Source organism: Butyrivibrio sp. VCD2006, from assembly GCF_000423925.1.
GTDB lineage: Bacteria > Bacillota > Clostridia > Lachnospirales > Lachnospiraceae > Butyrivibrio.
Genome location: NZ_AUIX01000024.1, coordinates 74558 through 100112, shown reverse-complemented (window position 1 = coordinate 100112; position 25555 = coordinate 74558). Strand labels below are relative to the sequence as shown.

The following is a 25555-nucleotide window of genomic DNA, read 5'->3' as shown; positions in this document are numbered from 1 at the left end:
TGGCTTCCCGAGTGGCCAAAGGGGACAGACTGTAAATCTGCTGCAAATTGCTTCGGTGGTTCGAATCCACCGCCATCCATTTGAGTAGAGCACTTAATGAGGTAGTTTCTAACTTAGTGCGAACCATGGGTGTCCACTTGACGAGGTAATCTCGAGTCTAGTGGAGCATCCCAAAATTGAATATCGCGGGGTGGAGCAGTCTGGAAGCTCGTCGGGCTCATAACCCGAAGGTCATAGGTTCAAATCCTGTCCCCGCTACTCAAGTTTGCCTAGATAGCTCAGTTGGTAGAGCAGAGGACTGAAAATCCTCGTGTCCTTGGTTCGATTCCGAGTCTAGGCATCTTTTTTTGCTTTAAAAGCCTATACATCACAAATTTTGTTGATGTATAGGCTTTTTTATTTATCTTTTTGTTTAAATTTTATCGTATTTTAATAATTATCTATCACTAAATATCGTATCATTTAAGGTGAGAAGATATATATAAATGAGGAGGATTTCGATTTGAGACATGAATGTTTGATAGGGGCAAGAATAGTTTGCTCGGTACTTGCGGTATCTCTCTTATTGGGAGGATGTGGTAGTGCGCCTAAGACTGAGGAAAAACCTGCTGCGGAGAGTGCCGCAGGAAATACGGATGATGCTTCGCTTAAAATTGCTTTAAATGCTGATATTGTCAGTATGGATGTGCATAGGACCACAAATGATTATCTCGTACCTATGAATGTGTTTGATACACTTTTTGAAGTTGTTCCAAAGAGTGACGGAAGTACAAGTATAGAGAAGAGTCTTGCAGAGGATTATTCGGTGTCTGATGATGGACTCGCCTATAGTATTACGCTTCGTGATGGTGTGGTTTTCTCGGATGGAACGCCGCTTACAGCTGAGGATGTTAAGTTTACTTTCGAGCGCATTCTTACGCTTCCTGATAGTCAGCAGGTGGATTATGCGATTTCAATTGATGGGGCAGAGGCTCTTATGGATGGCTCTGCGAATGAATTGACCGGTATAAAGGTTGAGGATGATACTCACCTTACGATAACGCTATCAGAGCCATTTGCGGGATTTTTGGCACAGCTGGCTACTCCTTCAACGAGTATTCTTTCGAAATCTATCGTAGAAAAAGCAGGTGATGAATTTGGTACAGTTCCTGAGAAAACGCTTGGAACGGGACCTTATGTTGTAACGGCATGGGAGCGCGGTTCAGGACTGACTTTTGACTACAATCCGCTATATTGGGGGAAGGAGCCTTCTGTAAAGCATGTAACGGCAAGGGTAATGGATGCATCCTCGATGGATATGGCTTTTCAGAAGGGTGATCTTGATATCCTCGATTGTCTTATGATTGATTCTGCCATAGTGGAGTCCACATATAAGACTAAGTATAAGGATAACATCGTTTCCACAAATCGTCTCGGACTGAATTATCTGATGTTTAATGAAAAAATCGAGCCTTTAGGGGATGTTAAGGTAAGAAAAGCAATACAGCTTGCAATTGATCGTCAGTCCATTCTTGATTCGATATACAGCGGAGATGGAAAGCTAGAAGATGGTGCATATCCTTCCGGCTGTCTTGGCTATAGCAATGATAATCAGGGATGGCTTAAGTATGATCCGGATGCGGCTAAGAAGCTTTTAGAGGAAGCGGGATATGCTGATGGTTTCGATATGGAGCTTGCTCTTGATTCAGATGCAGCTGATGCCGTAAAGAACATCATACAGATAATTTCACAGAATCTTGGAGATGTAGGAATTAACGCCAATATCAAGAATTATGACCATGCAAGCTGGCTTGATCTTAGAAACAGCGGAAATATGGAAGCTTTTCTTGCTATGTGGATACTCGATTACAATGATCCGGATAATATTATCTATACGTTCTTTGGAAGTAAGGAAAATACAGTGATCAGATCAAATAATTACGCTGATGACGCTACAATCGCGCGGATAGCTGCGGCAAGGGGCATTGTTGATCAGGGTGAGAGAATGGCAGAATATGCTGCACTTGAAAAGAAGCTGATCCAGGATGATGCTGTTTGGGTTCCTATGTTTTCACTTAAGCATCTGTTTGTGAAAAGTGATCGCGTTGAGGAGTTTATACCGCAGTGGGCAGGCTGGAGTGATATTTATTTCAAGGGAGTGACACTTAAGTAAATGAGTGGTTTTATCAGACGATGTGTCGGGGTTGTTCTGGTGCTATTTGGAGTTATGGTGATGATTTTCGTGGTTTTGAGGATCATACCGGGCAATCCTGCTGCAGTACTTCTTAATGAGCATGTAAATAGTGCAACAATCGAAAGGCTGACAGCATCGATGAATCTTGATAAGCCTTTGCCGGAGCAGTTTTTTATGTATCTGGCAGGGGTACTTAGGGGTGATTTGGGCCAGAGCTATTATATGCGGCAGTCAGTGCTGTCTCTGGTTCTCGAGGCCTTCCCATATACCTTGAAGCTTACGATTCTTTCGGCTGTGTTTGCATGGGTACTTGGTATTGGGATTGGAGTAATATCTGCGCTTCATCACGACAGGCTGCCAGATTATCTGTTCAGAGGTGTTTCTCTTCTTGGAGTCTCTGTACCTGTATTTATGGTGGCACTGTTTTTGCAGTATTTATTTTATTTCAGGTTTTCACTGTTGCCGCTTGTATACGATGGAAGCTTTGAGTCAATGATACTTCCTGCGATTGCGCTTGGCTGGAACAGTGCAGGAAGTGTTGCGAGGCTTACGAGGTCAAGTCTTATGGAGCAATTTGGGCAGCCATATCTTGATACCGCAAGGGCGAAGGGATTGACTGCGAGGCAGGCAGTGCTTACACATGGTCTGAAAAATTCAATGGTTCCGGTAATTACCATGATTGCTATGCAGTTTTCAGGGATGTTATCGGGAGCTGTAATAACGGAAAGTGTATTTGGAATTGCGGGGCTTGGTAAGCTTGCGCTAACAGCTGTGCAGACGAGGGATATGCCTCTTCTTCAGGGAACGGTTCTTTTTTCGGCACTTGTAATATCGCTTGGAAATATTATTGCGGATCTTATCAATGTGTGTCTTGATCCAAGGCTTAGAGTGTAGATATGATAAAGACTTTTATTCACAACAAGGTAGCGGTCATATCGGTGGCAATTATTGCAGTCATAATGCTGATGGCGATTTTTGCTCCGATTTTGACGCCATATGATGCTGCGAGGCAGGATCTTTTGGTAAGACTGAAAGCGCCGGGAGCAGAGCATTTGCTTGGAACTGACGAGCTGGGCAGGGATGTATTTGCGAGGATGCTTTACGGGGCGAGGATTTCACTGGTGATTGCTATTATTCCCACAGTAATCGCTGTACTTATCGGAATGATCCTTGGGATTGCGAGCGCTTATTACGGAAAGGTGGCAGATCTTTTGATAATGTGGTTTGCGGATGTGACGCTGGCTTTTCCGGGAATGCTGCTTGCAATGGCAATCATGTATACCTTTGGCGGATCCTTTGTATCGGTTGTGATTTGTATCGTGATAATGGAGTGGGGGAGCATTGCGAGAATTGTTCGCTCGGTAACGTTGTCCATAATTGAAAATGAGTATATTCAGGCCGCGAGATCAATGGGCGTGAGAAAAATAGCTATTGTAATAAAGCACATTATTCCCAATCTTGTGCCCACTTTGATAGTCCTTTTTACGCTGAATGTACCGGCTTCGATTTTATCGGAAAGTGCGCTGAGCTTCTTGGGAATAGGAATTCAGCCGCCACAGGTTTCACTGGGACTCATGGTAAACCAGTCAAAAACGCTGTTGTTTCAGATGCCGTGGCTAGCGCTTGCTCCTTCTGGGATGATAATGCTTTTGGTTTTGACATTTAACTATTTGGGTGATGCACTCCGGGATATTCTCGACCCGAAGTCTAAGTATTAAGACTATGAATGAAGATAAATTGTTAGAGATTAAAAATCTTACCGTGTCCATTAAGCAGGAAAAAGAGATGATGCCTGTGGTTAAGGGCATTAGTCTTGAAATTCCGCGAAGAGGAATCGTTGGACTGGTGGGTGAATCCGGCTGCGGCAAGAGCATGACGGCGAAATCCATCAATCATATTTTGCCGTCTTTTGCGAAGGTCACTGGGGGAAATATGCTCTGGCACGAGGATTCCGGAGAAGTGTGCGATTTTACCCTGCTAAATGAGAAGGAGATTCGCGGACGTTGCGGAACAGATGTGGCGATGATTTTTCAGGAGCCTATGACATCGTTAAATCCGATGATGTGCATCGGTGATCAGATAAAAGAAGTGCTACAGATTCACAAGCTTGAGAAAAATGCTGACAGGGCAAAGGAGAGAGTCATTGAGATGCTTGATGCGGTTGGCATTGCGGAACCTGAACTCCGATATAAGGCATGGCCTCATGAGCTTTCGGGCGGAATGAGACAGAGGGTCATGATTGCTATGGCTATGATCGGGTCACCAAAGCTTCTGATAGCGGATGAGCCTACCACGGCTTTGGATGTGACCACAGAGGCGCAGATTTTGAAGCTGATTCGAAAGATGTGCGATGAATATAAAATGAGTGCGATGGTAATCACCCATAACATGGGAGTTGTATCAACGCTTTGTGACTATGTTTATGTGATGTATCTTGGCAATATCATGGAGCAGGCTCCCACGAAGGAATTGTTCAAAAATCCGATGCATCCCTATACAAAGGGACTCCTTTCATCCATCCCAAGAATAGGGAATAATCCTGAGTATTTGGAGACAATTCCGGGAAGTATTCCTGTTATGAAGAAGCAGTTTAAGGGCTGCGAATTTTGCCTTAGATGTTCTGATGACATACAGAAATGTTTTTTTGAAAAGGCAGAGTTAAAGAAAGTTGGCCCTGATCATTATGTTCGCTGCCATGTGGCAGGAGGGGAGGAGGAATAGATGGAAAGACAGATCATTTTATCCGCTTCCCATGTTAAGAAGAGTTTCCGCGCGGGAATGAAAAACAAGGTTATGGCAGTAAACGATGTTAGTCTGGAGATCCTGAAGGGTGAGACCCTTGCGCTGGTGGGAGAATCGGGATGCGGAAAAAGCACACTGGCAAGACTTCTCATGAGAATGATAAAGGCTGACAGCGGAAGTATATTTTTTGAAGATCAAGAGATTACAGGCATGTCGGAGAGAGAGCTTCGCCCCTTTAGGCGCGAAATGCAGATGGTTTTTCAGGATCCGGCGTCATCACTTGATCCGCGTATGAAAATCCGTGACATCATAGCTGAACCGCTCCTTGCGTGGCATGTCTATGATTCTAAGGAGAAGACCGATGAGCGTATTCTCGAGCTTTTGGATATGGTGGATTTAAAGGAGGATTGCCTTGACCGCTATCCGCATCAGTTTTCGGGTGGGCAGAGGCAGAGAATCGGGATTGCAAGGGCGATTGCTGTAAAGCCAAAGCTTCTTGTCTGCGATGAGTCAGTATCTGCACTTGATGTTTGCGTTCAGGCTCAGATATTGAATCTACTAAAAACACTAAAGAATCAAATGGGACTAACCTGTCTTTTCATAAGTCATGATCTGGCGGTAGTAAGCTTTATTGCCGATAGAGTTTGTGTAATGAAAGATGGGCAGATCTGCGAGATGGCGCCTGCCGAGCAGATCTATAAAAATCCCGGGCATGAATATACCAGATATCTTTTAGCGTCGGTTCCTCAAGTTATAGACTTTTAGGAAGGGTGTTGATCGTATGTATTATTCAAGTTTTGGAATTTTATCACTTGTATTATTTATAGTGTTAAATCATGAGATTATCTTTAAGAAAAAAGGAACAGAATTAAGTACTGCAAAGAATAAGTATCGCTATTTTTTATTTAGCGTAATACTCTATCTTATATCAGATATAGCTTGGGGACTTTTGTATGAAAGGCACTTAATAGCTGCAGTTTACGTAGATACAGTGATATATTTCCTCACAATGGTGTTGTCAGTAATGCTGTGGACCGACTTTGTGGTGGAATATCTGAATAACAAAAATCTTATCAGTCTTATCTTTAAGCATTTCGGTCGCATTATGTTTCTGTCAGTTGCTGTAGGGCTTGCTATTAATCTGTTTGTTCCTGTCTGGTTTGTAATGGATTCTGATGGGAATTATGAACCATTACCATTCAGGTATCTATTTCTTGGTGCTCAGGTGCTGCTTTTTGCGTTTACAGCCATATATACTTTTATTATTGGCCTTAGATCTTCCGAAAAGGTGAGGCAGCATCATTTTACGATTGCGATATCCGGCACGACAATGACTGTTTTCATTGTTCTACAAACCATTGAGCCGCTTTTTCCATTTTATGCGATAGGATGTCTTTTGGCCGGAACTTTTATTCATACATTCCTCTCAGTGGAAATGGAGCATGATAGAAATCGCCTTCTGGAGGATGCGCTTGAGGCTGCAGAAGGCGCAAATGCCGCAAAATCAGTCTTTTTATTAGGAATGAGTCATGAGATACGCACACCCATAAATACAATGCTTGGCATGAATCAGATTATCAGGCGTGATTGCAAGGATAAGGAAATTTTAAGCTGCACAGATAGTATTGAAGATGCAGGAAACAGGTTGCTCAAGATTATTACAGATATTCTGGATTATACAAAAATCGAATCAGGTGAATTGGAAATAATTAATGAGAATTACTTTGTGCCTGATATGATGGGAGAGATTTACAGTCTGATTTATACACACGCAAAAGAAAAGGGACTTAAGCTTACCTTTGAGATCGATCCCAGGATGCCACAGAGATTATATGGGGATACGCTAAAAATCAAGCAGGTTCTCACAAATCTTTTAAATAATGCTGTTAAGTTCACAGATAAAGGAAATGTAGTTTTTCGCGTAACACTTATTGAAGAAGAAGTTGAGCATGCGCGGCTTCGGTTTGTTGTCATAGATACCGGAATAGGAATCAAGAAGGATGATCTTGATAAGCTTTTTCATGCCTTTAATCGCGTAGATACAGAGCATACCTGCTCTATCGAGGGAACAGGACTTGGACTGACCATCGCTTCAAACATTCTGCAGTTGATGGGGACAAAGCTTCTGGTGGATAGTACATATAAAAGCGGCTCCACATTTTACTTTGATATTATCCAGAAGGTTGCAGATCCCACGCCTATTGGTACAGAGTGGGAGAGGGAGTATTTGAGAGATAATTCGAATGAAAAGGGAAACTTATCATTTACTTCGCCTGAAAGCCGGATACTTATCGTTGATGATACGGAACTTAATATAAAGGTTATATGCGGCTTATTAAAGCCGTTACAGATGCAGATAGATACAGCGTCAAGTGGTGAGGAGTGTCTTGAAAAATTCTCTTCGGTTAACTACGATGTGGTATTTCTTGATTATCTGATGCCTGAAATGGATGGAATTCAGACTCTGGAAAAAATGAGAGTGCAGTGCCCTGCCAAAACAGCATCTACTCCGATTATTTCGCTTACCGCAAGTGCAGTAGCCGGTGTAAGGGAAAAAATGATGGAGGCCGGCTTTACGGATTTCATGACAAAACCGGTTATTTTGCAGGACATGTTGAAGCTGCTTCGGAAATATCTGCCTAAGAGTCATATTCATAACGTGCAGCAGGAGACTAAGCAGAGTGATGTTTTGACAGCAATACCCAAGAAGCTATTGGATATTCCATGGATAAATATTGAAGAAGCGGTAGAATATTGTGGCTCGCCGCAGCTGTTCCTGGGAGCCATCAAGATACTTACCGGTGGAATTGATGAAAAAGCAAAGCTCCTTGAGGACTGTCTTTCAAGGGATGATATCGAACTGTTTACAGTAACGATACATGCCATAAAGAGTAGTCTGATGACTATTGGAATAGATGCCCTTTCCGATAAAGCCAGGGAACTTGAGTATTACGGAAAGGAAGAGGACATTGAACATATTAATGAATATTTTTTTGATTTTCTTGCTGAGTACAGGGGCATAAAGGCGGTATTGCTTGAGGCAATTAAGTAAATTATTGTGTCTTCTGCAATAGCGTGAAGCATTGTTTGTTTCGGCAATTAAATAGTTTATTGCATGGGCGTTCTATCTGTCGATGCGATTTATGTCCTCTTTTTCAGCAAAAATCAAAAGGTGGTGTTCCGCACTAAGCGGCTCATTGGGGTCAACGACTTTCCAGTGACCACCTTTTTTTATTGCAACGACGTTCACGGCATATTTTTTTCTGAGATTAAGTTCGATAAGGTTTTTTCCTACCCATTTGCCGAGGGGATTCATCTCAACCATAGACAGGGAGCTGTCCACCTGAAAATAGTCAAGGAATGTATCGGAGGAGAGGATTCTTGCTGACTGTTTTCCTCCGAATTCCTCGGGAACGATAACCTTATCGGCGCCGATTTTCTTTAAAATCGTGCTCATTCTGTCAGTTGAGCTCTTGGCAACGATGAGCGGAACGCCTTCTTCCTTTGCAACAGCCACGGACATGATGCTTGCTGCGAGGTTTCGACCCATTGCTACCACAACGATATCAAGATTTTTGAGACCGAGGTTCTTTACTTCATCTTCGTTTGAGAGGTCTGCGCAGATTGCGGAGGTAGAGAATTCCGCACATTCCTTCACTTTTTCCTCATCAATATCTACTATGAGAACATCGGAGCCCATCTCATACATACTCTGTGCCAGACTGATTCCGTATTTTCCAAGTCCAAGGACTGCTATTGATTTTTTCATGTGTTTCTCCTTTAGTTATTATCCTACGAAAAATTTTCCTTCAATGTAGTTGCGCTGGTTTCTGGGTCTGGGCCTTCCTGCAAAGAAAATCGCCAGGGAAATGGGGCCGATTCTGCCAAGGTACATGCAGACGATTATGATAATGCGGCCTGTGGTGTTGAGGCTTGTGGTGAGATCCCTGCTGAGGCCAACAGTTGCCAGGGCACTTATGACTTCAAACAGCGCATCCTGCAGATTAACTGTATTGGTGGCATTCAGCATTAGTGTGAAGAGGATCACGCTAAAAAGGCTGACATACACGATGACGGATGCTTTTCTCATGGACTCGTCCGTGACCTTGCGCTTGAATACGATGTTGGAATCCTCGGATTTAATATAGGTGATGATTCCCATAAGTGCGAGGAAAAAGGTAACGGTCTTGATTCCGCCTGCCGTGCCGATAGGTGAGCCGCCGATGAACATGAGTATATAAGATACTACGCAGGTAACGTCGGTCATCTCTGATTGCGAAAAGGACGCGAAGCCGGCGGTTCTTAGTGTGACGGATTGGAACAGACTATTTATAAGCTTGTCCACGAGATTCATCCCCTGCAGAGTTTGCGGATTATTGTACTCAGCAAGGAAAATGATGAGCCAGCCGATAACTATTAAGGCAAATGTCATGGTGAGCACAAGCTTTGTATGCTCACTGAATCTCTTGAAAATCTGAACGGGATTGAATCTGCGCTTTGCGCCTTCTCTTATGGTTTTGGACAGGTCAAACCACACTACATAGCCAAGGCCGCCAAGCATTATCAGTGTCATTGTGACGATCAGCACCAGTGGATTTGAGTAGTAGCCTTTCAGGCTGTCCGGACCTATAATGTCGATTCCGGCGTTGCAGAATGCTGAGATGGCATTGAAAAATGAGTACCATATGCCTTTGGGGCCAAACTGCGGGACAAAAACGAAGCAGTATAGCACTGCGCCGATAAGCTCTACTGCAAAGGTGCCTCTGAATATTTTTATGAGTACCTTTAAAATCCCTGAATCAGTATCGAGATTAAGGGAGTCCTGAAGCATTTTTCTCTCGCCCAGCGAAAACTTCTTCTGTGTAAGGAGCATGATCATGGATATAACGGTGATGATACCGAAGCCGCCTATCTGAATCAGGATCAGAATGATAATGTGGCCAAAGGTGCTCCAGTAACTGAACGTGTCCACAACAACCAGTCCGGTAACACACACGGATGTCGTCGATGTGAAAAGTGCTGTGACAAAGTCCGTCCATGTGCCATCGGCGGAGGAGATAGGAAGTGTCAGTAAAAATGCGCCAATCAGAATTGCCCAAAGAAAGCTGAGAGGGATAAGTCTGATGGATGAAATTCTTGGTAGCTTCATTTAGGGTTATCCTTTTAAGTAATGATTTATATAGAAGCGGCGAAGGTTTTCTGTCGCTTACTGTAGATAGCTTAATTGCTGTTTATCATATGATTTTATCATATGCTATCATGAGGAGAGAAAATAATTTAAAAACATTCGATTTTTTAGGGTACAATACAAATAAAAAACCAAAGAGAGACGGATAATATGAAGGATTACAGAGAGCTTGCATGGCAGATGGAACGCATAATCCATAAGTATTCACAGTTTGAAAAGAAGCCTCAGGAATATTGTAAGAATTTGGTACTGACGCAACCCGAGATTCATACAGTTGCAATAATCGGTGACCAGGAAGGAATCAGCGTAACGGGGCTTTCAAAGGTGCGGGGGATTACTAAAGGCGGTGCGTCGCAGATGGTCTATAAGCTGGTGGATAAGGGCCTTGTTGAAAAAAGAGTTTCTCCAAATTCCGATTCTGAGCTGAACCTGTATCTCACAAAGCTTGGCAAAAAGGCGAGAGCGGAGCACAGGAAAAGACATGAAACCATGGGGGAAAAATTCTCGGAAATCATGGATGGTATTCCACAGGAAATGCAGGATGAACTGCTTAAGATGCTAAAAGCTTTTGAAGAAGAGCTCGATAAGCTAAATTTGGGTTGATAGAGAAAATTTGAAAATTTGTGTTGACAGAAAATAGGTAACATATTACATTTAATTAAAACATGTAATATGTTACCTATTTATTTGCAAATAATGAGGAAGAAAAATGAATTATGATGAAGCAATGAACATTAGTAAGGTTGAGTTTGGCCAGATGCCGCCCCAGGCGTTTTTGCTGGGACTTTTAAGTGCATTTGACAACAGATTTCAGGCTGTTGCGGACAATTACTTCAAGGAGATCACCTGGAAACAGTTTTTTGCGATTATCTGTATAAATCTCTGTAAGGAACCACCTACGCTTAATGATTTATCAGATGTAATGGGCAGTTCACATCAGAATGTGAAGCAGATTTTGATAAAGCTTGAGAAAAAGGGCTTTGTCACGATGATTCCGGATGAGAAGGATAAGAGGAAGCAGAGAATTCTTATAACAGACAAATGCCGCGAGTTCTGTAATGAGAATGACAGGCAGAGTCCGAACAGTGCAGATATGATCGGCAGGATGTTTGAAGGAATTGATGAAAAAAACCTTATTACAACAATTGAGACTATCATGCATATGGAAAGGAATTTGAGTAAATTATGAAGACTTTAGTAGTTTATACATCACAGACAGGCTTTACAAAGAGATATGCCAAGTGGCTATCTGAGAGGATGGAAGCAGATCTTTTTGATCTGAAGGATGTTCAGAAGAAAGAAAACAGTTTTTTTGACGGATATGAAGCAATTGTTTATGCCGGATGGTGTATGGCAGGAAAGGTCGTTAAGGCTAACTGGTTTTTTGACAGGGCAAAGAACTGGAAGGGCAAGCATCTTGCGCTTATCGCAGTAGGCGGAAGCCCTAATGATAATCCTGATGTGGAAGTTGCGATGCAGAATATTCTTACTGATGAACAGAGGGACTACATAAAGGCGTTCTATTGTCAGGGCGGATTTAACTATGAAAAGATGAGTCTCCCCTCAAAGCTTGCCATGAAGGCTTTTGTAGGCACTTTAAAAAAGAGCAAGGATGAGAAGGAAAGGGCGGTGGCATCCTTTATTGATCACTCCTATGATATCTCTGACATTAAGTTCATTGAGCCTGTAGTTGCATATCTTCAGGGAGGAAGTGTTGCATGAAAAAAGAAATTGTGCGCTATTGATTTTTATTAGTAAGGTAGTATTATGATATTAACAATTGCACACAATCAAATAGAATAAAATATATAAATATAGGAGGAATCATAGATGATATATGATTATAAGGTAACTACAGGAAACGGAGAGGAACTTAGCCTTTCAGATTTTAAGGGAAAAGTAATTCTCGTAGTTAATACTGCTACCGGTTGTGGTTTCACACCTCAGTACAAGCCTATCGAAGATCTGTATGAAAACTTTCTATGATTGACAGCTTCTATATTAAGCAAGGGATTTTCCAAGCGCATAGTAGCCTTTACTTGCATGCAGATGCAGCTAACGAATGAGATTTTTTATCATTTATAAGAATTAAAATCAGCGAAATATAATTGACTTGGATAAGATAGAATGATTGCTTCTACGAGTTTTGTTTTGCAACACTGGGAAGAATATCCTCATTTGGTTGATCTTCAGGATATATATGAGACTTTATTAAAACATATTTATGATTATGTTTTTGAGTAAAAGCTGCTCTTTGGAGCAGCTAAAATATGAAATGAGAGTTAGCGGCCGCTAACCGATGTTGAGCGCAATAGTTGGGGAAAATATGAAAACAAATAAAAGGGTGGGGATACTGATTAAAGAAAATCTGAGATCTGTAGTGGTTATAACATTAATCACAATAATGTCTTTTTTTTCAAATGCTGCATATATGTATTCTCTGGGACAATTACAGCCACGGAGCTTTTGATCCTATATGTACTAATGAAATCATGGTCAGAGGGGGCTGGCAGAATATTTGGTGCATGGCTTCGAGGAAATAAAGGCTTGTCAGCATTTTTCTTTACTGATGAAATCCTGTGCATGAATCAGGAGAAATAGTAGTTGATGGACATTCGCTTGGCAAAAATAATGTTAAAGCGTTTCAAGACCTTATAACTGTCATATGGCAGGATTGCCATATTTTTCATATGTCATGTTATGACAATATTACAAGAGGCCGAAGCATGTAACTGATATGCTTCGGCCTTTATTTTATGTTGTAATCCTCTAACAAATAGGAAATGGCTTTGGGGTAAGAATTGGCTTCAAAAAGCCTTGGCATCTTATTTTTTCTTTTTCTTCTTGCCAGCCATGAAAACCTTGATGGCATCAAAGGTCTCATCACTGATGTAGTGCTCCACACGACAAGCATCCTCGGAGGCAATCTTATCGTCAACTCCAATATACTTAAGTGCTTCAGTCAGTACTGTATGGCGCTCGTAGATGCGCTTAGCCAGAATCTTACCTGCTTCTGTCAAAACAACAAAGCCATAGTCATCAGTCTTGACCAGCCCCTCATCCTTAAGAAGATGCATGGCGCGGCTAACAGAGGGTCTTGAATAACCAAGCTCCTCGCCGATATCCACAGCACGGACATTGGCGTGGCTTTGTGAAAGAACATAAATTGTCTCCAGATACATCTCTCCAGATTCTTGAAGTGCCATAATTTGGCCGCCTTTCTTAAGCTTTTTCTTACAATTAAGAATACTATAACCCATGAGGAAAAACAAATGGAAATGAAAGTGCCGGCTAAAGAGTTGGCATTTTTGATGCACAAATTTCTGTCAATTAAATTGCGCAAAAGCAGATAAAATCTGGGTTTTTGAAAAATTCTTATTGACAATTATTCTTGATAAGCATATCCTATGAATGAAGTTAGCATAAGCTAATTGATGTAATACATTGCTAACGACACTTGAACAAATAGGAGAGTAAAATGTCAATGTCACTTAATGAAGCAGCACTCGGTACAGAATATACAATCGAAAATGTCGCAACTGGAGGCGATGAGGAGATGGAGAGCTTTCTCTTTTCACTTGGTTGCTATAGTGGAGAGAAGATCACAGTTGTAGACAAAAAGAGAAATTTGGTAGTCGCTATTAAGGATGCAAGATATAATATTGACCCCGAGTTAGCAGATGCTATCAGAATTCAGTAGGATTCGAAGACATATTTAAAATGTGTTTTGAATTATATAGCAACTTTTAGGAGGATGAAAAAATGAGAATCGCTATGGCGGGTAATCCCAACAGCGGCAAAACAACCATGTACAACGCCTTAACCGGTAGATCTGAAAAGATCGGTAACTGGGCCGGCGTTACAGTTGACAAGAAAGAGAGCACTATCAAAAAGAGCTACTATGATGGCGACAAGGAGTTGATCGCAGTAGATCTTCCCGGAGCATATTCAATGTCTCCATTTACATCAGAGGAGAGCATCACAAGCGGATATGTTAAGAACGAGCATCCTGATGCTATCATCAACATCGTAGATGCAACTAATCTTAGCAGAAGTCTTTTTTTCACAACACAGCTCCTTGAACTTGGGGTTCCTGTAGTTGTTGCTCTTAACAAGAATGATGCCAATGATAAGAAGGGCAACTCTATTGATGAAAAGCTCCTTTCAGAGAAGCTTTGTTGTCCTGTTATCAAGACTGTAGCTACTTCTGAGACAGGCCTTAAGGAAGTTGTTAAGGCAGCCGCAGAGCTTGAGGGCAAGGGCCAGAAAGAGCCATATGTTCAGGGGGATATTGATCTTACAAGCAAGGCTGAGGTTGAGGCAGCTGACAGGAAGCGATTCGAGTTTGTTAATAAGATCGTAAGCGAAGTAGAGAACCGTAAGGTGTTCACCAAGGACAAGAACTTTGGCGATACGATTGATAACGTGATTACACATCCTATTCTTGGTATTGCAATCTTTGCGGCCATCATGTGGCTGGTATTCTATATCTCACAGACAACAGTTGGAACATGGCTTGCAGATATCCTTGCAGGCTGGATCGAATCCTTCCAGGGAATGGTTGGAGATGCAATGGCAGATGCCAACCCACTCCTTTATGCTCTGCTTGTTGATGGTATTATCGGTGGTGTAGGTGCCGTTGTTGGTTTCCTTCCACTGGTTATGGTTATGTACTTCCTCATCGCTCTTTTAGAGGACTGCGGATATATGGCAAGAGCAACAGTTGTTCTTGACCCTATTTTTAAGAGGGTTGGTCTTTCAGGTAAGTCAGTTATCCCTATGATTATTGGTACCGGTTGCGGAATTCCGGCTATCATGGCCTGCAGAACCATCAGGAATGAGAGGGAGAGACGTGCAACAGCCATGCTTGCAACCTTCATGCCATGCGGAGCCAAGCTTCCTGTAATAGCTCTTTTCGCCGGAGCATTCTTCCCGGAGTCAAGATGGGTAAGCTTTATCTGCTACATGGGTGGTATCCTTCTGATCCTCCTTGGAGCACTTCTTATCAAGGCTATCACTGGTATGAAGTATAGAAAGAGCTTCTTTATCATTGAGCTTCCTGAGTACAAGGTTCCCAGCCTTTCATTTGCTCTTAAGTCAATGCTTGAAAGAGGTAAGGCTTATATCGTTAAGGCCGGAACTGTTATCCTTGTATGTAACACAGTTGTACAGATCATGCAGACCTTCAACTTTAGCTTCCAGCCGGTTGAAGAGGGAATGGAGAGCACATCAATCCTTGCAGGAGTTGCAGGACCATTTGCATACCTTCTCGTACCTGTAGTTGGTGTTGTCAGCTGGCAGCTTGCAGCGGCAGCTATTACAGGCTTCATCGCAAAAGAGAATGTTGTTGGTACTATCGCAACAGTATTTGCAATTTCTAACCTCATCGATACAGAGGAGCTTGAACTTATCGGTGAAGGAAATGCAGTAGCAGCAGTAATGGGAATTACCAAGGTTGCAGCCCTTGCATATCTTATGTTCAATCTTTACACACCGCCTTGCTTCGCGGCTCTTGGAGCTATGAATTCTGAGATGAAGTCAGCTAAGTGGCTGTGGGGTGCTATTGGACTTCAGCTTGCAACAGGTTTTACTGTTGGATTCCTTGTATATCAGATCGGAACTCTCATTACAACAGGTTCTCTGGGAGCAGGCTTTGTATACGGACTTATCGCGATTGCTGTCTTTGCAGGATTTATTGTATACCTGATTCAGAGAAATCAGAAAGAGATGGCTTTGGAGTACAAGCTCGACTGATCTGTTTCAAAATAGAAAGGGCGTAACTGTTCAGAACAGCCCGACGCACTTGCTGCGGAGGGCGTGAGAAAGTGATACAAGTGTGCAGAAATCCCATCGACGAAGTCGATTTTTATGGATTTCTGCATCGTATCTGTGAAGGTACTGAACAGATGCGAAAGTGTTAGTAAAATGACAGATTTTATTGCAATTGTAATTATCGTAATGATTCTTGGACTTGCGATCAGATATATTTATAAGGAAAAGAAGAAAGGTGTACACTGCATCGGGTGTCCATCAGCAGGAGCTTGCCACAAGGCTGCCTGTTCATGCAAAAACAAATAATGTAATAAAGCCCGTCCAAGAGCGGGCTTTATTGTTGGGGAATGGTTAGCGAAAACTAACGGAGAACAAGATTATGAGCAACGAACAGATCATCACAGCATTGAAAAGCAGTGGAATGCGCATAACAAAACAAAGAAAACTGGTAGCAGATGTAATTGCAGAAAATGATGGGGCCTCATGTAAGGATATTTGCTTCTATGTCAAAAAGAAAGATGATTCAATAGGTACTGCCACAGTCTACCGTATGATCAGGGTTCTGGAGGAAATTGGCGTGATAGACAGGATTGACATAGTCAAACTTAAATGAGATGGATTAAGATATGACAAATGTGATTGTTATTATAATTTTAATGATAGTGGTCGTAATGGCCACAAAAGGTGCAGCAAAGCACTTTATGGGACAGGGAAGCTGCTGTGGAGGAGGATCATCTACAGTTAAGGAGCCAGACAAGAAGCTTTCCGGTCCTGTAGTTAAGACCATGGTCTTTAAGATTGACGGGATGCATTGTGAGAACTGCAGTAACCGTGTGAAAAGAGCTATCAACAGAATCGACGGAGTATCAGCTAAGCTGAATTTACGGAAGAAGGAAGCTGTGGTCGAGTATGACAGGGAAGTGGATGACGCCACGATTACAAGTGCTATAGAGACTTTGGATTACAAAGTCATATCTTTGATAAAGAAATAAATAAAGAAAACCTCGTAGTTGCCAGGACAGCTGCTACGAGGTTTTTATATCATAGGAAATTGATTCCTATGATATAAAAACGCTCCGCTATGGATGCGCACTCGCGCGATATGTATATGATGCTAAAGCATCCGCGCTCGGCGCGAGAATGTCGCAAGCGACATTCTTTCTTATTTGTGTCAATCATCCAATAGATTTGTCATGCTCTTCATGCTTAGAGCAATGGTAGATGCGTTGTGAAGGAACGCTGTAGTAGTTGGAGTGAAGATACCCAACATACCCATGATTATCAGGAAGGAATTAAACCCGATAATGGTATTGTAGTTCAGGTTGATCCTTCGCATCAGCTCTGTGCTGAGTTTTCTAAGTGTTAAAAGAGCCCCAAGATCATCTGAAGATATGGTTATATCTGCAATCTCTCTTGCTATGGAAGCTCCTGTGCTGACGGCTATTCCTGCATCTGCCTCTGAAAGAGCAGGTGAGTCATTTATGCCATCACCGATCATGATAACTTTTCTTCCTGCTTCATGTTCTTTTCTTATGAATTCAGCTTTGTCTTCAGGAAGAACTTCAGAGAAATATCTGGTTACGCCGGTCTTTTCTGCAACTGACCTGGCAGTCCTGTCACTGTCTCCGGTCATCATAACTACATTTTCAAAACCAACCTCTTTCAATCTCTTTATTACTGAAGGGGCTTCATCCCTTAGAGGGTCTTCAATAAGTATTACTGCAGCGAGCTCTTCGCCGATAGCCATATACAGGTGCGAATACTCAGGTGGAAGAGAATCGAACCTGTCAGTGAATCCACTTGGAACAGTACACTTTTCGTCCTCAAAGATGTAGTGATGGCTTCCTATACATACCTTTTTACCATCAATCGTACTGGAAATGCCATGTGCAACGATATAGGCTGCTCTGGTATGCTTCTCTTCATGAGTAAGTCCTTTGACTTCTGCGGCCGTTACTACAGCATTGGCAATGGAGTGAGGGTAGTGTTCCTCAAGACACGCGGCAAGGCGAAGCATCTCATCTTCGTCGTTATCACCAAAAGTAACAATCTTGGCGACTTTAGGAGTAGCATGAGTCAGTGTTCCTGTTTTGTCGAAGACTATTGTTTTTGCTTCAGCCACAGCCTCCATGAATTTGCCGCCTTTTACGGATATCTTGTGATCGCCGGCTTCTCTCATTGCTGAGAGTACTGAAATAGGCATGGCGAGCTTTAATGCGCAGCAGAAGTCTACCATAAGGATTGATGTGGCCTTGGTGGCATTTCTGGTAAATAGCCAGGTGAGGAGAGTAGCACCAAAAGTATAGGGAACAAGTCTGTCAGCCAGGTGAGCGGCCTTTGCCTCTGATTCGGATTTGAGCTTTTCGGATTCCTCTATCATGGCTACAATCCTGTCATATCGTCCCTGACCCTGTGCTTTCTGTACTGTTATAACAAGTTCACCTTCGTCAATAACAGTACCGGCGTATACAAGAGAGCCTTCTGTTTTGTGGACAGGCTCGGATTCACCGGTCATGGCTGCCTGGTTTACGGAAGCATCACCGCTTAGGACTACACCATCAAGGGGAATCATGGTACCGGTTCTGACAACTATCCTGTCATTCTCTTTTATGTCAGAGATATTTGAAAGGACCTCCTGACCGTCAGAAGAAATCATCCAAACCTTGTCTACATTCAGGGACATAGCCCTTGCAAGGTCATCGACGGACTTTTTGTGAGTCCAGTCCTCCATCATCTCACCCATTTCAAGAAGGAACATTACATTGCTTGCTGTTGCATGATCGCCTCTGAGCAGTGATACTGCAATGCTGGTTGCATCAAGAACAGAAACCTCAAGCTTTCCGGAGAGCAGGCATTTAAGCCCCTTAATTATGTAAGGGATAGCCTTTAGATATATGATCACCCTTCTTATTTGCAATGGAATGATGAATCTGCGGACAAGCTTGCCTGCAATATGGAAGAACATTCTGTCTTCGTACTCGATACGGAGTTCCCTGCCGGTATGTTCGGGCACAGTAATCTCTGTTCTCTCACTGTATTCAGAAAACGCCTGTATCAGATCATTCCTGCAGGAAGAGTCATAGAAAACTATGGCATTTGAAGTTCGTTCATTTACATCAGCTTTTTTTACAAAAGGAAGTGAGGAAAGATAATACTGGATCTTATCAGCTTCAAAAGAAGACATATGGTGTACAGCAATGTGTACACGCATACGTCCCCCATTTTCGTGCAATATTTTACATTTCATAGTATGCCTTTCATCTGAGCTTACTTATATGTTATGCATTAGCAGTTTCTGCCTCGGCATTAGCGAGAACAGCCTTTGCATCCTCTATTTCTTTGGCTCTCTCATCAGCATATCTTTTCTCGTTGATTTCTTTTGCATCAGCACTGATGTCCTGACAGTTCTCCTTGATGTTAGTGTAGGTCTCAAGGCATGTATCCTTGCATCTGTATGCTGCAGCAGTTAAATGTGTGTAGCATTTCTTGGCATCCTTGCTGGAGAGGAGCTTAACTCCTGCTGTACCAAGCGCGAAACCGCATGCTACTTTTCCTATTGTGCTCCAATTAATCATAAATAGTCCTTTCTGTACTTGGAAATGTACGTCAATAGATTTGCTAACTAATTATAGAACAGCAAAGGGAGTGTAGTGGCAGCTAACATATGAGAATTTTTATCAACAAGGTAGTGGAATGTATATGCATATAAACTGCAATTATGTCTTTGTTTTAGGGTTAGCAGGTGCTAACATATCGATGTATGGTGATTCTTCATCATTGATTAGTGTTGATAAAATGTCTCAAAAATAAAGGAGGTCTTTATGAAATATCATAAGTTTTTTGCATGGGCGGCAGTAATATGCATGATTTTAGCAATTATTACCGGCTATAAAAAGGAATAACCTATGACCTACCATGAATACGGAAAAGAAAATGAAAAAGTAATAATGTTAATCCACCCTGAAGTGGTGATGTGGGATTGGTTTTCTATAAGATCCTTAAGTCGGAATAGACTCCCCAATGGGTGGCAATTTATACATGATAAAACTTATCATATGTGGAGCTTATACATTATTGAAACAACAACATTGATATGTTAAGCTTTTCTATGTTAGCGATTGCTAACTTGAGTAAATCATGTGAAAGCCCCGGAGCAGATCAAATAATGTTCCGGGGCATATCTCTCAGAAGTATCACACTAAAAGCGAATCAGCAGAAAGGCGTAAAAATGAATTATCTAGAGATTGGGAAAGTTATAGGAAGAGAAATCCTTGATTCAAGAGGAAATCCAACAGTAGAAGCAGAGATTACTCTTGTCGATGGGACAGTTGCAAGAGGTACTGCTCCATCAGGAGCATCCACAGGTGAGTTCGAAGCACTTGAACTCAGGGATGGGGACAAGTCCAGATACCTTGGAAAGGGTGTTTCAAAGGCAGTAGATAATATAAATGGTCCTATTGCGGAAGCAATTGTTGGAATGGATGCATCAGATATTTATGCGATAGATGCAGCGATGATAAAGGCAGATGGTACAAAGGATAAGTCCAAGCTTGGCGCAAATGCTATTCTTGCTGTTTCAATTGCAGCAGCAAGGGCTGCATCTGTCTCACTTGATATTCCTCTTTATAGATTCCTTGGAGGCATTCAGGCAACAGATCTTCCTGTTCCAATGATGAACATCTTAAATGGTGGAGCCCATGCAACCAACACAGTAGATACTCAGGAGTTTATGATCATGCCTGTCGGGGCACCTTCTTTCAAAGAAGCACTCAGATGGTGTGCTGAGGTTTTCCATGAACTTGCAAAGATCCTTAAGAGTAAAGGCCTTGCCACATCTGTTGGTGACGAGGGTGGTTTTGCGCCCAACCTCACAAGTGATGAGGAGACAATTGAGACAATCCTTGCTGCAGTCAAGGATGCAGGATATGAGCCCGGAAAAGATTTCATGATAGCCATGGATGCTGCGTCATCAGAATGGAAGAGTGAAAAAGGAAAAGGCTTCTACAAGCAGCCCAAGTCAGGAAAAGAGTTTACATCAGATGAACTTATTGCTCACTGGGAGTCTCTTGTTGACAAGTATCCTATCATTTCCATCGAGGATGGCCTTGATGAAGAGGACTGGGATGGATGGAAGCGCATGACAGAGAAGATCGGTCATAAGGTTCAGCTTGTTGGCGATGACCTTTTTGTTACAAACACTGAGCGTCTTGCAAAGGGAATCGAGAATGGGGCAGCCAATTCGATCCTAATTAAGCTTAATCAAATAGGTTCTGTATCAGAGACCCTTGAAGCTATAAAGCTTGCAAATAAAAATGGGTATACTGCAATTTCATCTCACAGATCCGGTGAGACAGCAGATACAACGATTGCAGATCTTGCAGTGGCACTTAATACAAGGCAGATAAAGACAGGAGCACCATCACGTTCAGAGCGTGTGGCTAAATACAATCAGCTTCTTCGTATCGAAGAAGAGCTTGGGGAAGCAGCAAGATATCCCGGTATGAAGGCATTTAATGTTTAGTAACGTGTAAGACCGGCATACCTCAGATACTGTGAGGTATGTCGGTTTTTGCAATATGTAAAAATACAATCATGTAGTGGTGTTAGCATGAGCTAACTTGAATACAGAAGCCCGACGGGCGAAAGGAGAAAGTGGGTGGAGAAGAAAAAAAGTGTTATAGCACAGCTGTTTGATTACGCAGGTAATCACAAGTATTTTACTATCAGTTCATGGATATTGGCCGCCATAAGTGCTCTGGTGGCATTGGTGCCATTTTATTACATCTGGCGCATTATCAAAGAGGTGGTGGAGGTCAGACCTGATTTTTCCAAGGCTACTCATATTGTGAGCTATGGATGGTGTGCTGTGGGGATGAGCCTTCTTGCAATGTTCATCTATATTGCGGCTCTTATGTGTTCTCATGTTGCGGCCTTCAGGGTTCAGGTAAATATGAGAAAAGCCATGATGGAGCATGTTATGAAGCTCCCTATGGGATACATTGAATCTGAGGGAAGCGGCAAGATCAGAAAGATTGTGGCTGAGTCCAGCGCGGCTACAGAGACTTTCCTTGCTCACAGTCTACCGGACAAGTCGGTAAGCTATGCCACACCGGTGGGACTTATAGCAATGCTGCTTCTATTTGACTGGAAAATCGGCCTTATCTGTCTTGTGCCTGCGGTTTTAGCCTTCCTTATGATGGGAGGCATGATGGGGGAAAAGATGCAGAATGACATGAAGGAGTATCAGAACGCCCTTGATGAGATGTCTGCAGAAGCGGTTGAATATGTCAGGGGAATTCCCGTTGTAAAGACCTTTGGTCAGTCAGTTTTTTCATTTAAAAGATTCAAGGAAGCCATAGATAAATATGAAAAGTGGACAATTACCTACACCATCGGCATGAGAATGCCAATGATTGGTTTTACTACAGCGGCAAATGCAGTGTTTGCGGCGCTGGTGGCATGTAGCTTTATTTTTGCGAGAAACGTTGTGACAGATACATTCCTGTACAACATTCTCTTTTACATAATCATCACACCAATACTGACGGTTACGCTCATGAAGGTGGCTTATGCAGGTGAGAGCCAGATGATTGTAAAGGATGCCCTGAACAGAATGTATTCGCTTCTTGATGTGGAGCCGCTAAAGGAAGCATCAAATCCGCAAAATCCTAAGGATAGCAGTATAAAAATTGAAAATATCATATTTACCTACGATGAGAAAAAGGCCAACGCCATAGATGGCATAAGTCTTGATATTAAGCCCGGCGAACATGTTGCATTTGTAGGACCTTCCGGCGGCGGCAAGACAACCCTTGCTTCTCTCATTGCCAGATTCTGGGATGTAAAGCAGGGCAGTATAAAGATTGGCGGAGTGGATGTAAGAGATATTTCCTCTGCAGATCTGATGAAAAATGTATCTTATGTTTTTCAGGACAGCAAGCTCCTTAAAATGTCTATTCTTGATAATGTTCGAATGGGAAAACCTGATGCCACAGAGGCGGAGGTTATTCAGGCACTTAAAGATGCCATGTGCTGGGATATTATTGAGAAGCTTCCTGACGGAATTAACACCATGATTGGAAGCAAGGGAACCTATGTCTCAGGCGGAGAGGCTCAGCGAATTTCAATTGCAAGAGCTTTTCTGAAAAATGCACCAATACTAATTCTTGATGAGGCCACAGCCTTTGCGGATCCTGACAATGAGATCATGGTGCAGAAGGCCTTTGCCAATCTGTCCAAGGACAAGACTGTAATCATGATTGCTCACCGTCTTTCTACTGTTGTGAATGCGGACATGATCTGCGTGCTTTCTGCAGGCAGGATTGTAGAGAGTGGAAAACACGATACGCTTCTGGCAAAGGGCGGTATCTATGACCATATGTGGAAGGAATATAAGAAATCAGTTAACTGGAAAGTCGGGGTGACTTCACCAAATGAAGCACGTACTTATGCATGATCAGAGAGTGAGGTAAAAACATGATAAAAAAATTACAACATAAATACGCGCTCTCTGAGCAGGGAGCAAAAGATATGGTAAAGGCTTTTGGAGCCTGCACCTTAGCAAATCTGGCGCAGATGATGCCTGTGGGAATTCTTTTCATGATGACGGGGGACCTTTTAAGCGGAGCGCTTCCGAGAAACCATGTGGCCATATTCATAGTGGGTTCTGTCATCTGCCTTTTACTCATAGCATTCACAGAGTATCTTCAGTACAACGCCACATTCTTTTCCACCTACGTTGAAAGTGGCGTAAGAAGGCGTTCTCTTGCTGAGAAACTCAGAAAGATTCCGCTTTCATTCTTTGGAAAAAAAGATCTCGCGGACCTGACGAATACTATCATGGCGGATTGCGCAATGCTTGAAACAGCATCTTCACACTGGCTGCCGGAGCTAGTGGGAGCATTTATTTCAACTACCATAGTGGTCATCAGTCTTTTCTTTTTCGATGCCAGGATGGCTATAGCTGCAGTGTGGGTGCTGCCTGTGGCCTTCGTAATAGTGTTCACATCAAGATATGTCATGCATACGGTGAACAGGAGAGGTAGCAGATATAAGGTTGCATGCCTCGATGGGATTCAGGAAGCTCTGGAAACAGTAAGAGACTTAAAGGCTTATAACGCTCAGGACGCATATATGGTGGGGCTTAATAAGAAGATCAAGGCGGTCGAATCTCACAACATTTTCTCGGAGTTTTTGAATGCGGCGTTCGTATGTAGTGCTCAGATGATCCTCAAGTTTGGAATAGGAACCGTGGCTATCGTGGGATCATCACTACTTTTGAAGAACGAGATAAATGTAATTACCTTCTTCATGTACCTTTTGGTTGTATCAAGGATGTACGAGCCTTTGCAGATAGCACTTCAGAACTTCTCTGCTCTTATAGCGACAGATACCCAGTGCGAGAGAATGGACGAGATCCTGTCTCACTATGAGCAGAGCGGAAGCGATGAGCTGACAAATCAGAATTATGACATTGAATTTAAGAATGTGCGGTTTTCTTATGAGGATGGCGAGACAGTTTTAAAGGATGTGAGCTTTGTGGCAAAACAGGGGGAAGTCACAGCTCTCATCGGTCCTTCCGGCGGTGGAAAGACAACGGTTTCAAGACTTGCAGCAAGATTCTGGGATATTGAAAAGGGTCTTATCACTGTGGGTGGCATGGACATCTCAAAGATCGATCCCGAGAAGCTTCTTTCCATGTATTCCATAGTTTTTCAGGATGTGACGCTGTTCAACAATACAGTTTTTGAGAATATCAGAATCGGCAGAAAAGAGGCTACTGATGAGGAAGTTAAGGCCGCTGCGAAGCTTGCGCACTGTGATGAATTCATTGATAAGCTTCCTGATGGCTATAACACGCTGATAGGCGAGAATGGTTCTGAACTCTCCGGTGGTGAGCGTCAGAGAATCTCCATTGCCAGAGCTTTCCTTAAGAATGCACCTATCATCCTTATGGATGAGGCTACAGCATCTCTTGATGTAGATAATGAATCAGTAATTCAGGAAGCCATCAGCGATCTTATAAAGGACAAGACAGTCCTTATCATTGCTCATCGCATGCGTACAGTAGACGGGGCTGATAAGATAGTGGTTCTTAAAAATGGTAAGGTTGCGGAGTCGGATACTCCTGCAAAGCTCAAGGAGGCAAACGGAATCTATAGCCATATGCTTTCAGTACAGATGCAGACAGAAAACTGGAAGATGGCATGATGTGTCTAAGGACATAAAAAAGAGAGGAGAAGCGTTATGAGTTTAAGTGAAGTAAGGGAAAACAAAGATGCAGTGATCACAGCTATTCAAGGTGATACGAGGTTTATGAGCCGTATCACATCGATAGGACTTACACCGGGGTGTAAGGTCAGTGTTATCAAAAATGATAAGAACAGACCTATGCTGGTTTATTCAAGAGATACCATGATTGCACTGAACCGTAAGGAGTGCAGCGGTATCACAGTTGAGGAGGTGACAGCATGAGTGCAGCTGCAACTATAGCCCTCCTTGGACAGCCTAACTCGGGCAAGTCAACTCTTTTTAATGCTCTGACAGGTCTTCGCCAGCATGTTGGAAACTGGCCGGGCAAGACAGCCTTCAACATGCCTTGCGTTGTTGCTCTTGCGGCTACATATCAGGAGACACATTCTGCGAAATGGACAGGAAGGATTGTGCTGTATTACACAGCA

At 42.7% G+C, this 25555-nt stretch carries 24 protein-coding genes, 3 tRNA genes and 1 pseudogene; 23 read left to right on the top strand and 5 right to left on the bottom strand.

Going from position 1 to position 25555, the window contains the following annotated elements; genetic code table 11:
- The 9 genes from G586_RS26090 to G586_RS22605 all read left to right on the top strand — a co-directional run bounded on the left by G586_RS26090 (window position 1) and on the right by G586_RS22605 (window position 7967).
- Window positions 1–79, top strand: a tRNA-Tyr gene (locus G586_RS26090).
- 105 nt (window positions 80–184) lie between these two features.
- Window positions 185–258, top strand: a tRNA-Met gene (locus G586_RS0110680).
- A gap of 9 nt (window positions 259–267) precedes the next feature.
- Window positions 268–340: transfer RNA gene (locus G586_RS0110675), tRNA-Phe, on the top strand.
- A gap of 162 nt (window positions 341–502) precedes the next feature.
- Window positions 503–2152, top strand: a complete 1650-nt coding sequence (locus G586_RS0110670) for an ABC transporter substrate-binding protein (protein ID WP_051204723.1) — start codon at window positions 503–505, stop codon at window positions 2150–2152.
- Entirely contained in the window at window positions 2153–3067 is a 915-nt protein-coding gene (locus tag G586_RS0110665) for an ABC transporter permease (protein WP_026527755.1), read from the top strand.
- 2 nt (window positions 3068–3069) lie between these two features.
- Entirely contained in the window at window positions 3070–3891 is an 822-nt protein-coding gene (locus G586_RS22615) for an ABC transporter permease (RefSeq protein ID WP_051204722.1), read from the top strand.
- A gap of 4 nt (window positions 3892–3895) precedes the next feature.
- The gene (locus G586_RS0110655) at window positions 3896–4894 is read left to right on the top strand and encodes an ABC transporter ATP-binding protein (RefSeq protein ID WP_026527754.1); all 999 of its coding nucleotides are present in this window, start codon (window positions 3896–3898) and stop codon (window positions 4892–4894) included.
- The gene (locus G586_RS22610; RefSeq protein ID WP_051204721.1) at window positions 4895–5680 is read left to right on the top strand and encodes an ATP-binding cassette domain-containing protein; all 786 of its coding nucleotides are present in this window, start codon (window positions 4895–4897) and stop codon (window positions 5678–5680) included. It abuts the gene before it with no gap.
- 16 nt (window positions 5681–5696) lie between these two features.
- A complete protein-coding gene (locus tag G586_RS22605; RefSeq protein ID WP_051204720.1) occupies window positions 5697–7967 on the top strand; it encodes a response regulator in 2271 nt (756 codons plus the stop codon).
- Window positions 7968–8039: 72 nt separating this feature from the next.
- On the opposite strand, the gene G586_RS0110640 is transcribed toward G586_RS22605, so the two are convergent.
- A complete protein-coding gene (locus tag G586_RS0110640) occupies window positions 8040–8684 on the bottom strand; it encodes a potassium channel family protein (protein WP_026527753.1) in 645 nt (214 codons plus the stop codon).
- Between the two features lie 18 nt (window positions 8685–8702).
- Window positions 8703–10064, bottom strand: a complete 1362-nt coding sequence (locus G586_RS0110635; RefSeq protein WP_026527752.1) for a TrkH family potassium uptake protein — start codon at window positions 10062–10064, stop codon at window positions 8703–8705.
- Window positions 10065–10253: 189 nt separating this feature from the next.
- Between G586_RS0110635 and G586_RS0110630 the strand changes: the two genes are divergently transcribed.
- From G586_RS0110630 to G586_RS25615, 4 genes are all read left to right on the top strand, one after another.
- Window positions 10254–10706, top strand: a complete 453-nt coding sequence (locus tag G586_RS0110630; RefSeq protein ID WP_026527751.1) for a MarR family winged helix-turn-helix transcriptional regulator — start codon at window positions 10254–10256, stop codon at window positions 10704–10706.
- Window positions 10707–10812: 106 nt separating this feature from the next.
- Window positions 10813–11292, top strand: coding sequence for a MarR family winged helix-turn-helix transcriptional regulator (locus G586_RS0110625; RefSeq protein WP_026527750.1), 480 nt, complete (start codon window positions 10813–10815; stop codon window positions 11290–11292).
- A complete protein-coding gene (locus G586_RS0110620) occupies window positions 11289–11825 on the top strand; it encodes a flavodoxin family protein (protein WP_026527749.1) in 537 nt (178 codons plus the stop codon). Before G586_RS0110625 ends, G586_RS0110620 begins: the two co-directional genes overlap by 4 nt.
- 108 nt (window positions 11826–11933) lie before the next feature.
- Entirely contained in the window at window positions 11934–12089 is a 156-nt protein-coding gene (locus tag G586_RS25615) for a hypothetical protein (RefSeq protein ID WP_081674320.1), read from the top strand.
- An 839-nt stretch (window positions 12090–12928) separates the two neighbouring features.
- On the opposite strand, the gene G586_RS0110605 is transcribed toward G586_RS25615, so the two are convergent.
- The gene (locus G586_RS0110605; RefSeq protein ID WP_026527748.1) at window positions 12929–13309 is read right to left on the bottom strand and encodes a metal-dependent transcriptional regulator; all 381 of its coding nucleotides are present in this window, start codon (window positions 13307–13309) and stop codon (window positions 12929–12931) included.
- 272 nt (window positions 13310–13581) lie between these two features.
- On the opposite strand from G586_RS0110605, the gene G586_RS0110595 reads away from it, so the two are divergent.
- The 5 genes from G586_RS0110595 (at window position 13582) to G586_RS0110575 (ending at window position 16867) form a co-directional block, all read left to right on the top strand.
- Window positions 13582–13803, top strand: a complete 222-nt coding sequence (locus tag G586_RS0110595; RefSeq protein WP_330363269.1) for a FeoA family protein — start codon at window positions 13582–13584, stop codon at window positions 13801–13803.
- A 62-nt stretch (window positions 13804–13865) separates the two neighbouring features.
- Window positions 13866–15857: a ferrous iron transporter B gene (gene feoB / locus G586_RS0110590; RefSeq protein ID WP_026527747.1), complete on the top strand. Its 1992-nt coding sequence runs from the start codon at window positions 13866–13868 to the stop codon at window positions 15855–15857.
- Window positions 15858–15971: 114 nt separating this feature from the next.
- Window positions 15972–16181 (top strand): FeoB-associated Cys-rich membrane protein, encoded by a 210-nt coding sequence (locus G586_RS22600; protein ID WP_035773024.1) that lies wholly within the window; start codon window positions 15972–15974, stop codon window positions 16179–16181.
- 73 nt (window positions 16182–16254) lie between these two features.
- Window positions 16255–16488, top strand: a complete 234-nt coding sequence (locus tag G586_RS0110580) for a Fur family transcriptional regulator (RefSeq protein ID WP_026527746.1) — start codon at window positions 16255–16257, stop codon at window positions 16486–16488.
- 13 nt (window positions 16489–16501) lie between these two features.
- Window positions 16502–16867 (top strand): heavy-metal-associated domain-containing protein, encoded by a 366-nt coding sequence (locus G586_RS0110575; protein ID WP_026527745.1) that lies wholly within the window; start codon window positions 16502–16504, stop codon window positions 16865–16867.
- A 179-nt stretch (window positions 16868–17046) separates the two neighbouring features.
- Here G586_RS0110575 and G586_RS0110570 read toward each other — a convergent pair whose 3' ends face one another.
- On the bottom strand, window positions 17047–19122 hold the full coding sequence (locus tag G586_RS0110570; RefSeq protein WP_026527744.1) for a heavy metal translocating P-type ATPase: 2076 nt from the start codon (window positions 19120–19122) through the stop codon (window positions 17047–17049).
- Between the two features lie 31 nt (window positions 19123–19153).
- Window positions 19154–19450, bottom strand: a complete 297-nt coding sequence (locus G586_RS22595; RefSeq protein WP_035773022.1) for a DUF6110 family protein — start codon at window positions 19448–19450, stop codon at window positions 19154–19156.
- Between the two features lie 653 nt (window positions 19451–20103).
- Here G586_RS22595 and eno point away from each other — a divergent pair.
- From eno to G586_RS27625, 5 genes and pseudogenes are all read left to right on the top strand, one after another.
- Window positions 20104–21396 (top strand): phosphopyruvate hydratase, encoded by a 1293-nt coding sequence (eno, locus tag G586_RS0110555; RefSeq protein WP_026527743.1) that lies wholly within the window; start codon window positions 20104–20106, stop codon window positions 21394–21396.
- Between the two features lie 135 nt (window positions 21397–21531).
- Window positions 21532–23331, top strand: coding sequence for an ABC transporter ATP-binding protein (locus tag G586_RS0110550; protein ID WP_026527742.1), 1800 nt, complete (start codon window positions 21532–21534; stop codon window positions 23329–23331).
- 20 nt (window positions 23332–23351) lie between these two features.
- Window positions 23352–25085 carry an ABC transporter ATP-binding protein gene (locus G586_RS0110545; RefSeq protein WP_026527741.1) on the top strand — a complete coding sequence of 578 codons (1734 nt, stop codon included), beginning with the start codon at window positions 23352–23354 and terminating at the stop codon, window positions 25083–25085.
- Between the two features lie 36 nt (window positions 25086–25121).
- Window positions 25122–25349 (top strand): FeoA family protein, encoded by a 228-nt coding sequence (locus tag G586_RS0110540; RefSeq protein WP_022769883.1) that lies wholly within the window; start codon window positions 25122–25124, stop codon window positions 25347–25349.
- A pseudogene (locus tag G586_RS27625) lies at window positions 25346–25468 on the top strand (FeoB small GTPase domain-containing protein); the annotation flags it as partial. The gene G586_RS0110540 and the pseudogene G586_RS27625, both read left to right, overlap by 4 nt.
- Window positions 25469–25555: the final 87 nt, after the last annotated feature.